General features: G+C 56.8%; 12 protein-coding genes and 2 pseudogenes. 4 read left to right on the forward strand and 10 right to left on the reverse strand.

Annotated features, from left to right (window positions below):
* Position 1 precedes the first annotated feature (1 nt).
* The 4 genes from Q8R10_RS17050 to fabI are packed head-to-tail and all read left to right on the forward strand — an operon-like array spanning position 2 to position 4,600.
* On the forward strand, positions 2–1,087 hold the full coding sequence (locus Q8R10_RS17050) for a microcin C ABC transporter permease YejB (protein WP_305655042.1): 1,086 nt from the start codon (positions 2–4) through the stop codon (positions 1,085–1,087).
* Position 1,088: 1 nt separating this feature from the next.
* Positions 1,089–2,108 carry an ABC transporter permease gene (locus Q8R10_RS17055; protein WP_305655043.1) on the forward strand — a complete coding sequence of 340 codons (1,020 nt, stop codon included), beginning with the start codon at positions 1,089–1,091 and terminating at the stop codon, positions 2,106–2,108.
* 1 nt (position 2,109) lies between these two features.
* On the forward strand, positions 2,110–3,762 hold the full coding sequence (locus Q8R10_RS17060) for an ABC transporter ATP-binding protein (RefSeq protein ID WP_305655044.1): 1,653 nt from the start codon (positions 2,110–2,112) through the stop codon (positions 3,760–3,762).
* Positions 3,763–3,805: 43 nt separating this feature from the next.
* Positions 3,806–4,600, forward strand: a complete 795-nt coding sequence (gene fabI, locus Q8R10_RS17065) for an enoyl-ACP reductase FabI (RefSeq protein ID WP_305655045.1) — start codon at positions 3,806–3,808, stop codon at positions 4,598–4,600.
* Between the two features lie 58 nt (positions 4,601–4,658).
* Here fabI and Q8R10_RS17070 read toward each other — a convergent pair whose 3' ends face one another.
* From Q8R10_RS17070 to sucC, 10 genes and pseudogenes are all read right to left on the reverse strand, one after another.
* Positions 4,659–5,123: a DUF3859 domain-containing protein gene (locus tag Q8R10_RS17070; RefSeq protein ID WP_305655046.1), complete on the reverse strand. Its 465-nt coding sequence runs from the start codon at positions 5,121–5,123 to the stop codon at positions 4,659–4,661.
* Positions 5,124–5,295: 172 nt separating this feature from the next.
* A complete protein-coding gene (gene htpG, locus Q8R10_RS17075) occupies positions 5,296–7,194 on the reverse strand; it encodes a molecular chaperone HtpG (protein ID WP_305655047.1) in 1,899 nt (632 codons plus the stop codon).
* Between the two features lie 116 nt (positions 7,195–7,310).
* On the reverse strand, positions 7,311–8,555 hold the full coding sequence (locus tag Q8R10_RS17080; protein ID WP_305655048.1) for an MFS transporter: 1,245 nt from the start codon (positions 8,553–8,555) through the stop codon (positions 7,311–7,313).
* 26 nt (positions 8,556–8,581) lie between these two features.
* On the reverse strand, positions 8,582–9,052 hold the full coding sequence (locus tag Q8R10_RS17085) for a PaaI family thioesterase (protein WP_305655049.1): 471 nt from the start codon (positions 9,050–9,052) through the stop codon (positions 8,582–8,584).
* Entirely contained in the window at positions 9,049–9,516 is a 468-nt protein-coding gene (locus Q8R10_RS17090; RefSeq protein ID WP_305655050.1) for a PaaI family thioesterase, read from the reverse strand. Before Q8R10_RS17090 ends, Q8R10_RS17085 begins: the two co-directional genes overlap by 4 nt.
* Before the next feature lie 88 nt (positions 9,517–9,604).
* A complete protein-coding gene (locus tag Q8R10_RS17095; protein WP_305655051.1) occupies positions 9,605–10,336 on the reverse strand; it encodes a DUF599 domain-containing protein in 732 nt (243 codons plus the stop codon).
* Between the two features lie 117 nt (positions 10,337–10,453).
* Positions 10,454–10,969, reverse strand: a pseudogene (locus Q8R10_RS20940) (methyl-accepting chemotaxis protein); the annotation flags it as partial.
* A 342-nt stretch (positions 10,970–11,311) separates the two neighbouring features.
* Positions 11,312–12,502: pseudogene (locus tag Q8R10_RS20945) on the reverse strand (HAMP domain-containing protein); the annotation flags it as partial.
* 63 nt (positions 12,503–12,565) lie between these two features.
* Positions 12,566–13,447: a succinate--CoA ligase subunit alpha gene (gene sucD, locus Q8R10_RS17105; protein WP_305655053.1), complete on the reverse strand. Its 882-nt coding sequence runs from the start codon at positions 13,445–13,447 to the stop codon at positions 12,566–12,568.
* A complete protein-coding gene (gene sucC, locus Q8R10_RS17110) occupies positions 13,447–14,613 on the reverse strand; it encodes an ADP-forming succinate--CoA ligase subunit beta (RefSeq protein ID WP_305655054.1) in 1,167 nt (388 codons plus the stop codon). Before sucC ends, sucD begins: the two co-directional genes overlap by 1 nt.
* Between the last annotated feature and the right edge of the window lie 175 nt (positions 14,614–14,788).

Raw genomic sequence — 14,788 nt, forward strand, 5'->3', positions numbered from 1 at the left:
GATGCTGACCTATATTGTTCGTCGTTTGCTGCTGATCATCCCCACTCTATTTGGCATTTTGCTGATCAATTTTCTGATCGTCCAAGCCGCACCCGGCGGCCCGGTCGAGCAGATGATCGCCAAGCTCGAAGGCTTTGAAGCTGCGGCCGGTGGTGCCACTGGGCGCATCTCCGGCGGCGGCTCCGAGGTCGCCGTGGGCGGTTCCAACTACCGCGGCGCACAGGGCCTGGACCCTGAGCTGATCAGCGAAATCGAGCACATGTACGGCTTCGATAAACCGGCCACCGAGCGCTTCTGGCTGATGCTGGTGAACTACCTGCACCTGGACTTTGGCGAAAGCTTTTTCCGCGATGCTAAGGTCACCGACCTGATAATCGAGAAGATGCCGGTGTCGATCTCCCTGGGACTGTGGAGCGCGTTAATCACCTACCTGATTTCCATCCCCCTGGGGATTGCCAAGGCCACCCGCCACAACAGCACTTTCGATATCTGGACCAGCTCGGCGATCATCATCGGCTACGCGATTCCCGGTTTTCTGTTCGCCATCTTGTTGATCGTGGTGTTTGCCGGCGGCAGTTACTTTGACTGGTTCCCGCTGCGCGGCCTGACCTCCAACAACTTCGATGAACTGAGCCTGCTGGGCAAAATTGGCGACTACTTTTGGCACCTGGCGCTGCCGGTCACCGCCCTGGTAATTGGCAACTTCGCGACCCTGACCTTCCTGACCAAAAACAGCTTTCTCGATGAGATCAACAAGCAATACGTGGTCACCGCCCGCGCCAAAGGCCTGACCGAAAACGCCGTGCTGTACGGGCATATTTTCCGCAATGCGATGCTGCTGGTGATCGCCGGATTGCCGGCGGCGATGCTGGGGATTTTCTTTACCGGCTCGATGCTGATCGAGGTGATCTTTTCCCTCGACGGCCTCGGCCTGCTGGGTTTCGAGTCGATCGTCAACCGCGACTATCCGGTGGTGTTTGGCACTTTGTTTATCTTCTCCCTGTTCGGCTTAATCATGAAACTGATCAGCGACATCACCTATACCCTGGTCGATCCGCGCATCGACTTCAGCAGCCGGGAGAATTGAGATGGCCCTGTCTCCCCTCAATCGCCGGCGTTTTACCCGCTTTAAAGCCAATAAACGCGGCTGGTGGTCGCTCTGGCTGTTTATGGCTCTATTCACCCTGAGCCTGGGCGCCGAGTTAATCGCCAACGATAAACCGCTGCTGCTGGAGTATCAGGGCGACTGGTACTTTCCCATTGCCAAGCGCTATCCAGAAACCGTGTTTGGCGGCGAGTTCCCCCTGGAAGCCAACTACAAGAGCCCCTATGTACGCGAACTGATCAGCGCCAAAGACGGCTGGATGCTCTGGCCGGTCATCCCGTTCAGCTACAACAGCATCAACTACGACCTCAGGGTCCCGGCCCCGGCCCCGCCCTCAGCTGCCAACTGGCTGGGCAGTGATGACCAGGCTCGTGACGTGTTGGCGCGGCTGATCTACGGGTTTCGCATCACCGTATTGTTTGCCCTGACGCTGACCCTGTTCAGCTCAATCATTGGCGTATTTGCCGGCGCGCTACAGGGCTTTTACGGCGGCTGGGTAGACTTGCTCGGTCAGCGCTTCTTAGAGGTCTGGTCGGGGCTGCCGGTGCTGTATTTGCTGATTATTCTGGCCAGTTTCGTGCAGCCCAATTTCTGGTGGCTGCTGGGCATCATGCTGCTGTTTTCCTGGATGAGTTTGGTCGATGTGGTACGCGCCGAGTTCCTCCGTGGCCGCAACCTGGAGTATGTGCGCGCCGCCCGCGCACTGGGCATGCGCAATGGCGCCATCATGTACCGGCATATTTTGCCCAACGCGATGATCTCCACCATGACCTTTATGCCGTTCATTCTGACCGGCGCCATTGGCACCCTGACCGCCTTGGACTTTCTCGGGTTTGGCCTGCCGGCAGGCGCGCCGTCCCTGGGCGAATTGATGGCGCAAGCCAAGTCCAACCTGCAGGCACCTTGGCTGGGCATCAGCGCCTTTGCGGTGCTTGGCCTGATGTTGAGCTTGCTGGTATTTATTGGCGAAGCTGCCCGCGATGCATTTGATCCTAGGAAATAATATGAGCGAGCAGTTTAGTTTTAAGCCCCATAGCAACCAGAGCCCGAGCAGCGACAACTTGATCGAAGTGCGCGACCTGGCGGTCGAGTTTGTCAGTGGCGATCAGCTTCAGCGGGTGGTTGAGGGCGTCAGTTTCGATATCCGCCGCGGGGAAACCCTGGCCATAGTCGGCGAAAGCGGCTCGGGCAAATCGGTCACCGCCCACTCGATCCTGCGCCTGCTGCCCTACCCCTTGGCACGTCATCCGGCGGGCAGCATCACCTATGCCGGGCAAAATTTACTGAAAATCAGCGAGGCCAAGCTGCGCGGCATCCGTGGTAATAAAATCGCCATGGTGTTCCAAGAGCCGATGACCTCGCTCAATCCGCTGCACAGCATCGAGAAACAAATTAATGAAGTGCTGCGCCTGCACAAAGGCCTGACCGGCAAAGCCGCCAGCCGCCGCACCCTGGAGCTGCTGGAGCTGGTCGGCATCAATGAGCCAGCGAAACGCCTGAAGGCTTATCCCCATGAGTTATCGGGCGGGCAACGCCAGCGGGTGATGATCGCCATGGCGCTGGCCAACGAGCCAGAACTACTGATTGCCGATGAGCCGACCACCGCCCTGGACGTCACCGTGCAGCTGAAAATCCTGCAATTGCTCAAGGATTTACAGGCGCGTTTAGGCATGTCGATGCTGCTGATTAGCCATGATCTCAACCTGGTGCGCAGAATTGCCCAGCGGGTATGTGTCATGCAGCACGGTCGCGTCGTCGAACAGGCAGATTGCGCCGAACTGTTCCGCGCCCCGCAGCATCCTTATACCCAGGAACTGCTCGGCGCCGAGCCGCGCGGTGAGCCGGTGGCCAATGTGCCTGGCAGTACACAGCTGGAAGTTGAAGATTTACGGGTCTGGTTTCCGATCAAAAAAGGCTTGCTGCGCCGTACGGTAGATCATGTAAAGGCCCTCGACGGGGTTAGTTTTAGTCTGTCGCAGGGACAAACCCTGGGCATTGTTGGCGAGAGTGGTTCGGGGAAGTCGACCCTGGGCTTGGCAATTTTGCGTTTGCTCAACAGCCAAGGCGCGATCCGCTACCGCGGTGAATCGCTGCAAGGCTTGTCGCAAAGTGCCATCCGGCCGTTTCGCCGGCAAATGCAGGTGGTGTTTCAAGACCCCTATGGCAGCCTCAGTCCACGCATGTCGGTGAGCCAGATTATTGGTGAGGGATTAGAGATTCATCAGATGGGCAGCGAGGCAGAACAACAGCAGGCGATCATTGCCGCCATGCTCGAAGTCGGCCTGGACCCCGAGACGCGCCACCGTTATCCCCATGAGTTTTCTGGCGGACAACGCCAGCGCATTGCAATTGCCCGGGCCTTGGTACTCAAGCCGGAGCTGATCCTGCTGGATGAGCCAACTTCCGCGCTGGACCGTACAGTGCAGCGCCAAGTGGTCGAGTTACTGCGCAGTTTGCAGAGTAAGTACAACCTGACGTATCTGTTTATCAGCCATGACCTGGCGGTGGTCCGGGCGCTCAGTCACCAGTTGCTGGTGATCAAGCAAGGCCAGGTCGTTGAACAAGGTCCGGCAGCCACTATTTTTGCCGCACCGCAACATCTTTACACCCAGCAGTTACTCGAGGCGGCCTTGATGGCGCCGCAGACAACCGCCTGATTCTTGTAAACAACAACCTGAAAACAGCAAGAGGGATAGCACCATGGGTTTTCTCGCCGGTAAACGCGTACTAATAGTTGGCGTCGCCAGCAAACTGTCGATTGCCTCAGGCATCGCCGAAGCCATGCACCGCGAAGGTGCCGAACTGGCCTTCACCTATCAGAACGACAAGCTCAAAGGCCGGGTAGAAGAATACGCCGCCGGCTGGGGCTCCAATGCCGAACTGTGCTTTCCCTGCGACGTGGCCAACGACGCCGACATCGCCGCGGTATTCGAGTCGCTTAGTAAAAAATGGGATGCGCTGGACATCATCGTCCACTCGGTAGGCTTCGCCCCGGGCGATCAACTGGATGGCGACTTCACCGAAGTCACCACCCGTGAAGGTTTCCGCATTGCCCACGACATCAGCGCCTACAGCCTGGTCGCCCTGGCCAAGGCCGGCCGGCCGATGATGCAGGGCCGTAATGGCAGCATCCTGACCCTGTCGTACCTGGGCGCCGAACGCACCATGCCTAACTACAACGTGATGGGCATGGCCAAAGCCAGCCTGGAAGCCGGCGTGCGCTATCTGGCTGGCAGCCTCGGCCCTGAGGGCACCCGAGTCAACGCAGTATCGGCCGGCCCGATCCGCACCCTCGCCGCCTCTGGCATCAAAAACTTCCGCAAAATGCTGGCGGCCAACCAGAAGCAAACCCCGCTGCGCCGCAACGTCACCATCGAAGAAGTCGGCAACGCCGGCGCCTTCCTCTGCTCGGACCTGGCCTCCGGCATCAGCGGTGAAATCCTCTACGTCGATGGCGGTTTCAACACCACCGCCATGGGCCAGATGGAAGAATAAATAATTACCCGCATAAAAAACGGCGCCCGTGAGGAGCGCCGTTTTTTATGGCTGATAATTAGCGAACGTTAAAGCGTTGTTCAGCCAACAGTCGATCACCCTGAAACACCATAAAATGCCATTCGCCAGGCACCATTTCGTAATTTTCGGTGAACTCAAACGCCATCAAATCTTGCGGTGAATTCGCTAGCAGGGTTTGCTCGACGACGAACTTGTCGTGCCGCAAGCCATCCGGGGTCGTCACCCCAGGCGTGAGGTAAAGCAAGGTCAGCGGTTGATCCTTAGCGATTTTGCCCGTCAGGCTATAGCGCATACCGAACTTCATGCCAAGCTTGGCCGGAATATTGGTAGTGGTTTCAATCGTCTGATTGGTGTGGGTCAGCACCCGTTCGCCGGGCTGAAAATCCTGATACTCGCTGTTGAAAATGCCGTATTCAACCGGCCCTTCTACACGCACTTGCGCACTAGCAAAACCAGACAACAAGAGGCTTCCGGCCAGGGTTATCAGACGAATAGAGTGCATGCTTGCTTCCCGTTTTAAAGTGGATTGAGGATGACCCAGCGTATGACACTGACATGACAGCCATATGACAGTTGGGGCCACATCAAGTAGCAAACAGCACGCAAATTTTGGCTCTGCATAAATGCAAACGGAGCCAAAAAGGCCCCGTTTGCAGGTTGATTAGACTTAGTCGTTAGACGGTCAATTCAACCAGCAGCTTGTTCAAGCGGCGTACGTAAGTCGCCGGATCTTTCAAGCTGTCGCCGGCGGCCAAGGCGGCCTGATCGAAGAGGATATGCGTGAGGTCGGCGAAGCGATCTTCACTCTGCTCGGCATCCAGTTTTTCGATTAGCGGGTGCGCCGGGTTGATCTCAAAGATCGGCTTCGACTCCGGGACTTTCTGCCCGCTGGCTTCGAGGATTTGGCGCATTTGCATGCCCATGTCCTGCTCGCCAATGGCCAGAATGGCCGGCGAATCGGTCAGGCGATGGGAAACCCGCACTTCGCTCACGGCATCCGCCAAGGTGGCTTTCAAACGCTCGAGCAAGCCTTCTTTGCTCTTGGCGACTTCTTCCTGGGCTTGCTTCTCTTCATCGGAGTCGAGTTTGCCCAGATCCAGATCACCGCGGGTTACATCGACAAAGCTCTTGCCGTCGAACTCGGTGAGATAGCTCATCAGCCACTCATCGATGCGATCGGTCAACAGCAGCACTTCAATGCCTTTCTTGCGGAAGACCTCAAGGTGCGGGCTGTTTTTAACCTGGGCGAAGCTCTCGCCAGACAGAAAGTAAATCTTGTCCTGGCCCTCTTTAGCCCGCGCCAGGTAATCGGCCAAGGCGACACTTTGCTCGCCGCTGGTATCGCTGGTGGCGGAGAAGCGCAGCAGGCCGGCGATTTTCTCTTTGTTGGCAAAGTCTTCGGCCGGACCTTCTTTGATCACCTGGCCAAAGTTTTTCCAGAAGCCCTGATATTTCTCAGGCTCGTTTTTCGCCAGTTTCTCCAGCATGTCCAGTACGCGCTTGGTCAGCGCTGACTTCATCGAATCGATCACCGGATCTTTCTGCAGAATCTCCCGCGAGATGTTCAGCGACAGGTCGTTGGAGTCCACTACTCCTTTGATAAAGCGCAGGTACAGCGGCAAAAATTCATCGGCTTGATCCATGATGAACACGCGCTGCACATAGAGTTTCAAGCCACGCGGCGCTTCGCGCTGATACAGGTCAAATGGCGCGCGACCCGGCACATAGAGCAAGGAGCTGTATTCCAGCTTGCCCTCGACCTTGTTATGGCTCCAGGCCAGCGGGTTCTCAAAGTCATGGGAGACGTGCTTGTAGAACTCTTGATATTCCTCGTCGCCGATTTCAGTCCGTGGACGGGTCCACAGGGCGCTGGCGCGGTTGACGGTTTCCCACTCGACTTCGCTGGCGGGCTCTTCACCGTGCTGCTCTTTTGGCAACTCGATGGGCAAGGCGATGTGATCGGAATACTTTTTGATGATGTTGCGCAGACGCCAACCATCGGCGAATTCTTCTTCCCCGGATTTCAGGTGCATGACGATGCGCGTGCCACGAGCGGCTTGCTCAACGGTAGCCACTTCGAAATCGCCCTCGCCTTTGGAGCTCCAATGCACGCCCGCGCTGGCCGGCAAGCCGGCGCGACGAGTGAAGACTTCAACCAAGTCGGCGACGATAAAGGCCGAGTAAAAGCCCACACCGAACTGACCGATCAGGGTTGAGTCTTTCTTCTGGTCGCCGGACAGGTTTTTCATAAAGTCGGCAGTGCCCGACTTGGCAATGGTACCCAGATGCGCAATCACATCCTCGCGGCTCATGCCGATGCCATTGTCTTCAAGGGTGACGGTCTTGGTGGCTTTGTCGAAGCTAATCCGAATTTTTAGCGGGTCGCCGCCTTCGAGCAAGTCAGGCTTGGCCAAGGCTTCGAAGCGCAGCTTATCGGCGGCGTCCGAGGCATTGGAAATCAGCTCGCGCAGAAAAATCTCCTTGTTGGAATACAAGGAGTGAATCATCAGCTGCAGCAGCTGTTTAACTTCGGTCTGAAAGCCAAGGGTTTCTTTTTGAGTTTCGACACTCATACGCTTTGAACTCCACACTAATGGCATAAGCCGCAACGGCGACGGATGTCATCAAGATGGGGGCTTGGCCCTGGATTTCAAGCGCCTGTCAGTTAAAGGCACAACCCTGAGCAGCGTTAGGGCTCAAGCAGCTCGATTTGGCTGATGTCGTCAGGACGCAAAATATAGCTGGCCTCCCCTGGCCCAGTAATTTCACGACGAATAACAATCCGCCCATTGGCATTAATCCCGGCAAAACGCCCTTGCGCGGTACTGCCCTGTGCGGTCGTAACCCGGATGAGCAGGTTGCTGTATTGCTCTGGGGTGCGCTGCAGACGCTCGAGGGAAAACCGCAGCCGGCGATCAACCGTGCTGCGCACCGACGGCGTCGTGGTTGTACTGCTGACACTGGGCGCGGGGGTAAGCACTGCAGGCTCAGCAACACGAGCATATTGATCACCTTGCACCGCCCAACCATAGGCCTCGGTTTTGCTTAACAGCAGAGTTAGCGATTGCGGCTGACCATCGACCAGCGCCTCGACCTCAAGCTCCAAGCTGCTGGCCGGAAAACTCAGCGCTGGCAGCTTGCCTAGCCGTACCGCGCGGCTGGCGTAACGGCGTTGTAAATAGTCCTCCAGCACGTAACTCAGGGTGTCGCGCGAATCAAAGTGAGCATCCACTTGGCCATCGATATAGCGCAACCGATTGGTAAACAGCTCAATTTTACCGCTGAGGGTGGTGTTAAATTGCGCAGGCAACACCAAGTGGAAATCACCCACCATTTTGTTTGGCGCCAAGGGTTTTAAATCGAGATACAGCGTGTAGCCGTGGTTCAAACGGCGTGCTTCCGGCAAATCATGCTCAGGCAATAACCAGCTGATCTCAACGTCGGGCAATGGCTGGGCATCGGTCGGTAATACGTTCAGATGCACAGCGCCATTGATCATAGTCGGCAAATGGATATTGACCGCGCGCTGCGCAAAGAACTCCTGACCTTCGCGCAGGCTCAGCACGCCATCGATTAGCTCGCCTTGTTGCGGCGCAAAGGGCTCGCCATTCAACTGCCCGCGCAACTCAATCGCCAGCTCATTGGGTTTGATTGGCGCAGGCGTTAACCAACGCAGACTGGCAATGGCCTCAAAGCGGGCCGGATCATTACTGGCCAACAACACAAAGCCCACCACCAACGGGATGCCACCCAGGGCACTGAGTAGCACGGCCTTACGGGCAATGCGCCAATGGCGCACCACGTAAACCAGCGTCAGCGGTGGAAACAAACTGCCAAGCCCCCAAAATAGGCTGCTGCCAAACGCCAGCATGATCAACCAGACCAAGCCAAACAGCATCAGCAGTAACCCACTGAGAATCAGCAGCGCATCCATCGAAAATTCCTGTCCTTAAACCTGGGCTAGCTTGCATCCATCGGGGCGACATAAGGCTCATCGACCTTAAAGTGTGCACGGGCGGTGGCAATAGGTTCGGTTTGTGTGGTTTGCCAAGCGGTGATGGCAACGTTCGCCACTCGCCGACCCTGGCGCCAAACACGGCACTGGGCGTAGGTGTCACGATAATGGCCGGCGCGCAGGTAATCTATCGAGAAGTCGATGATTTTAGGCAAATGTGGGATGCCCATAAACATCAGCAAATGCAACATCGCCGCATGCTCCATAAAGCCGGCGATAACGCCGCCATGAATCGCCGGCAGCGTCGGGTTGCCAATATTGTCCCGGTTGGCGGGCAGCCTAAACACCAGGTCATCGCCCAGGCGCAGACACTCAACGCCAATCAACTTGGCGTAAGGAATCAAACTGAGCAGCGAATCGAAGTCGTTCTTTTCCTGGGCTTGGCGGACCAACTCATTGAGATTCAAACCGCTCATTGCGTAGCACCCGGCTGCTCAAGTTTCATCGATTTATTGGTTTTTCCCATGCGCATAAAGGTGCCGACCACATGGGCGATGGGCTCGCTCTCATCATCCTGATAGGCATAGCCACGGACGAAAATGATATCGGGGGTGACGCGATGACACTCGGCGAAACCAAACACGTCTTGGTTGGGTTTGGCGGCGCGCATGTAGTCAATGCGCAGGTCGATGGTTGGGCAAATCTCGAACTCCGCCAGCACACAGACGGTAGCAATGCCGCAGGTAGTGTCCATCAGCGTGGTAATGGCGCCACCATGAATCACGCCCGTTTCGGGATTGCCGACAATGTGCGCGCTATAGGGCAGGCGCAGCGTCAACCCGCTGGGCACGGCGCTATGGATTTGCATGCCAAGCACCTGACAATGGCGCAAGGCCGTCAGAAACTGCTGCGCACGGCCAAGGATAGAGCTATCGCTCATGGATCAAATCTCGCGGTAAAAAACAGGCGCGCATCATAACTGCTCGTCACTGCCTGCGCCGACAAAGCACCGCTAAGTACTGGAAAAATCAATCGTTTTTGTCTGTGCGAGGCTCAAGCGCCGGCGCTTGGGTCGAACCCATCACCTGCAACACATCGGAATGAAACTCGCGCTGATACAAAATCAGCACCACCCCTGCAGTCACCAAGATAAAAAACCAAGGATTAACGAACCACGCCAGAGTCGCCATCCCAAAGTAATAGGCGCGCAGGCCAAAGTTGAAGGTATTGGCGGCCATTGAGATAACGCGGGCGGCACGCTGGGCAAACGCCTTACGCTCCAGTTCAGACACATTGCGCTCGCCCGCCATCGGCGCCGAACCGACTAACACGGCGGCAAAATTGTACTGGCGCATGCACCAACTGAAGGTAAAGAAGGCGTAGACAAATACAATCGCCAAGCACAATAGCTTCAACTCGGAAACGCTCTGACTGACCGGCGCCACCAAAGGTAAATCCGCCAGCAAAGACACCGCGCGATCAGAGGAGCCCAGTACGGTGAGCACGCCGGCGAGAATAACCAGCGTGCTGGAGGCGAAAAACGAGGCGTTGCGCTCAAGATTACCGATCACACTGGCGTCGGCAATCCGATTGTCACGCAGCAATAAGCGCTGCATCCAATCCTCCCGGTACAGGTGCAACACACTCGACAAACACGGCGTGCGCAGGCCTTGCCAGTGGGCATAACGGGTGTAACCCCACCAACACAGGGCAAACCAACAGACGGCCAATAAGTCGGCAAAGTAATCCGGTAACTGCATGCAACCTCCAGGCGTAAACAGGCGTCCACTATATAGCGTGCGGGCTGTTCAGCCCGACTAAAAAACATTGCTCAGGGTTTGCCCTGCAGCCGTCCAAACACTTTGGACACACTAAGTTCAGGTCTGAAACTGCTCAATCAAGCGACTTAACTGGCTGTCCAGCTCGAGGATGCTACTGGCCGCCGCACGGGTTTGCGCAACCGTGCTGACGGTGTGCTCACTGATGCTGTTAGCCCGCGCCAGCCCGACACCAACCGCTGTCGCGACCCGTGCTTGCTCACTGGCGGCGCGGGCCATCGACTGAATATTGCTGTCGATGGCATCCACCGCCGAGGTAATCGCCTGCAACGACTCACTGGTTTGCTCGGTGCTGGCACTGGCGTGACTGACTGCTGTTTGGCTGTCGGCCATCATCTCGATCGCAGCCAGCGTGCGCTGCTGCAAAGCTTGAATGATTTGATGGATTTCTTTGGTCGAGTGCTGCGTGCGCTGCGCTAATGAGCGCACCTCATCGGCCACCACCGCAAAGCCACGGCCTTGATCACCCGCGCGCGCGGCTTCAATAGCGGCATTTAGGGCGAGCAAATTGGTTTGTTCGGCAATCGAGCGAATCACTTCAAGCACCGAATCAATCCGACTGCTGTCGCTGCGTAATGACTCAATCACTCCAGCCAGTTTGTTGACTTTTTCAGTCAGGCTGAGCATCGACGCATTATTGGACTGCACCCGACTCAGACCAAGGTCGGCGGATTGGCGCGCATCAAGAGACAGCTTTGCGGCTAACTGCGCGGTGTCGGCCACCTGCGCGGCGCTGGCCGCCACCTGGGACATCGCCACGGCAATTTGCGCACTCTCATGGCGTTGTTGCTCAACATCCGCGGCGGCCGCTTTGGCGTTCAGTTGCAACACCTGCGCGGCGCTCTCCAAAGTGTGTGACGCCTGCGCGACCGACGCCACGGTGCGACGGATTTTTTCTACAAAGGTATTAAAACTGAGGGCCAAGCGGCCCAAATCATCCTTGCCGTGCACCGGCAAACGTTTGGTCAGGTCGCCCTCGCCCTGCGCCATGTCCTGCAGCATTCGATTGATTTGCCCCAAAGCGCGGACCAAGGCGCTGCCAACCCCATAGGCCAGCAAACCACCGAACAAGATCGCGGCCAGCACCAAGCCCCAAAACAGCTGGCTCACCGAGATCACAGTCGCGTTTGCCGCACGGGCGGCGTCCTGCATGGCTTGCATAATATGTTGCTGTAATTGCTGGGCTAAATCGGCAATCTGCGGATCAAGCTTATCCATTGCCGAAACGGCATCATTGCGGGCCTGCACCAGCAACACCAACTTACTGGCGGCGGCCTTGTACAGATCGAGCGTCTGCAAGGCTTGGTTGAGTTTGGCTTTGCTGCTGTCACTGCTGGTGCGATCACGCAGTACCGTAATGACATTTTGCGCATTGCCTAACTCGCGCTGAAACGCCTTGACCTGCTCTGGCTGGTTCTCTTGCAGAAACTGGTAAAGGTACTGACTGCCCAGCAGCAGGTTTCGCATGCCGGCACTGGCATAAAACACCGCGTCGAGGTTGAAGTCTTGTTGCGCGTTTTCCAGTACCGAGGAGAGAATTTTTTCGACTGCCGGCCCATGCACATCCAACTGGCTGACCATCAGTTGCTGGCGCTGCTGACTGATAGGCACCAGTTGCTCACGAAACAAGCGGCTGTACTCGCCGTGCAGGCGCCCTATCTCAGCCAACAACTGCCGCCGCTGAGGATCCTGGATGCGTTTATCCGCCTGCTGCAGCGCCAGGTTCAGGCGTTGATCAAGCTCGCTGAATTGCTGCTCGGAACCTTGGTCGGCGCTGCGCGCGTAATGGCGCACGCTGAGTTGCAAGCGCGCCATGGCATCGGTTATCTGCGCCAGGTTGTCCATGCTCGGGCCGAGGTCTTGCGTCACTACATCGACACCACTGGCGACACTGCGCAACGACGAGGTCGAGACCAGCCCCAGCACCACCAGTAAGATGCATAACACCAGCGGCACTATGGCGGTTTTGTAAGCGATGCGCAGATCAGTAAACCATTGCATAGGCTGATTACCCCAGTAGTTAGTAAAACAACGCCCCCTAAGGGCCAGCCGGTAAAGCCGATTTTGGCGGTACTGGCAAAATGGCATAGCGGTAGTCTAGTAAACAAAAAGGCCACCCGAAGGTGGCCTAATGTGTGCGACCGCGAGGTTTTACTTAATCGCCCAACCGGTCAGCTCGGCCAAGGCTTTGCCGATGTCAGCTAGCGAACGCACGGTTTTCACCCCGGCGTCTTGCAGGGCGGCGAACTTCTCATCCGCTGTGCCTTTGCCGCCGGAGATGATCGCGCCGGCGTGGCCCATACGCTTGCCTGCCGGAGCAGTTACACCGGCGATATAGGACACCACCGGCTTGGTCACGTGAGCCTTGATGTAGGCCGCCGCTTCTTCTTCAGCGGAACCGCCGATCTCACCGATCATCACGATCGCCTCGGTCTTTGGGTCGGCCTGGAACAATTTCAGGATGTCGATGAAGTTGGAACCCGGAATCGGGTCACCACCGATGCCCACGCACGTGGACTGACCGAAACCTGCGTCAGTGGTCTGCTTGACCGCTTCATAGGTCAGGGTGCCGGAACGCGAAACGATCCCGACCTTGCCTGGCAAGTGAATGTGACCTGGCATGATGCCGATCTTGCATTCGCCTGGAGTGATAACGCCTGGGCAGTTAGGGCCGATCAGCACCACACCCAGCTCGTCGCACTTAACCTTGGCTTCCAGCATATCGAGCGTCGCGATGCCTTCGGTGATGCAGACGATCAGCTTGATGCCGCCGAACGCCGCTTCCAGGATCGAGTCCTTGCAAAACGGTGCCGGTACGTAGATCACGCTGGCAGTGGCGCCAGTGGCAGCTACCGCGTCTTTCACTGTGTTGAACACCGGCAGGTCCAGGTGCGTGGTGCCGCCCTTGCCTGGTGTCACGCCGCCAACCATCTGGGTGCCGTATTCGATGGCTTGCTGGGTGTGGAAACTACCTTGCGAACCGGTAATACCCTGGCAGATAACTTTGGTGTCTTTATTGATCAGGACGCTCATTATTTGCCCTCCGCAGCTTTGACAACTTGTTGAGCGGCATCGGTCAGGCTAGTGGCCGCGATAATATTCAAACCGCTTTCAGCCAGCACTTTAGCGCCGAGTTCTGCATTGTTACCTTCCAGACGCACGACCACCGGAATCTTCACGCCGACTTCTTTGACTGCGCCGATGATGCCTTCGGCAATCATGTCGCAACGTACGATGCCGCCGAAGATATTGACCAATACGGCCGCAACATTGCTGTCGGACAGGATGATCTTGAACGCTTCGGTAACCCGCTCTTTGGTTGCGCCGCCGCCCACATCGAGGAAGTTGGCTGGCTTACCACCGTGCAGATTGACGATATCCATGGTGCCCATGGCCAGGCCTGCACCGTTAACCATGCAGCCGATGTTGCCATCCAAAGCCACGTAGTTGAGTTCGAACTTGGCGGCGTGAGCCTCACGCGGATCATCTTGCGATGGATCGTGCATGGCGCGCAGTTTTGGCTGGCGGTACATGGCGTTGGCGTCGATGTTGATCTTGGCGTCCAGGCAATGCAGATTGCCGTCCGCCTTGATTACCAGCGGATTCACTTCCAGCAGGGCCAGATCGTAGTCTTGGAACAACTTCGCCAAGCCGATAAAAATATGGGTGAACTGCTTAACTTGATCGCCCTTCAGACCCAGCTGAAATGCCAGCTCACGACCTTGGTAAGGTTGCGCGCCAACCAGCGGATCAATCGTGGCTTTAAGGATTTTTTCCGGGGTGTCGTGGGCGATTTTCTCGATGTCCACGCCACCTTCGGTGGAGGCCATAAACACAATACGGCGGCTAGAGCGATCAACCACAGCGCCCAGATACAGTTCTTTGGCGATGTCGGTGCAGGACTCAACCAGAATCTTGGTTACCGGCTGACCCGCAGCATCAGTCTGATAAGTCACCAGACGCTTACCCAACCATTGCTGGGCAAAGGCCTTGGCCTCGTCCTTATTGCGAACCAGCTTAACGCCACCCGCCTTGCCGCGACCACCGGCATGCACCTGGGCTTTAACCACCCACTCGGTGCCACCAATTTTATCGCAGGCCTCGGCGGCCGCTTCCGGGGTGTCTACCGCGAAACCAATAGACACCGGCAAACCATATTCAGCAAACAGCTGCTTACCCTGATACTCGTGGAGATTCATGCTTATCTACCGTCTTCGTTTAAGTATTGCGCATACGGCGCTGCGCTTGTGACGCGGCGCCACCTGGGACTACTTTGCGTGATCAGAACAGTACGACAATCATTCCACGGTGAATCTTGAACTCAAGACTCACCGCAGTCCGCTAGCCGCGTTTATTATTATTTTTACGCTTTTT

Source organism: Pseudomonas sp., assembly GCF_030698175.1.
Classification (GTDB): Bacteria; Pseudomonadota; Gammaproteobacteria; order Pseudomonadales; family Pseudomonadaceae; genus Aquipseudomonas.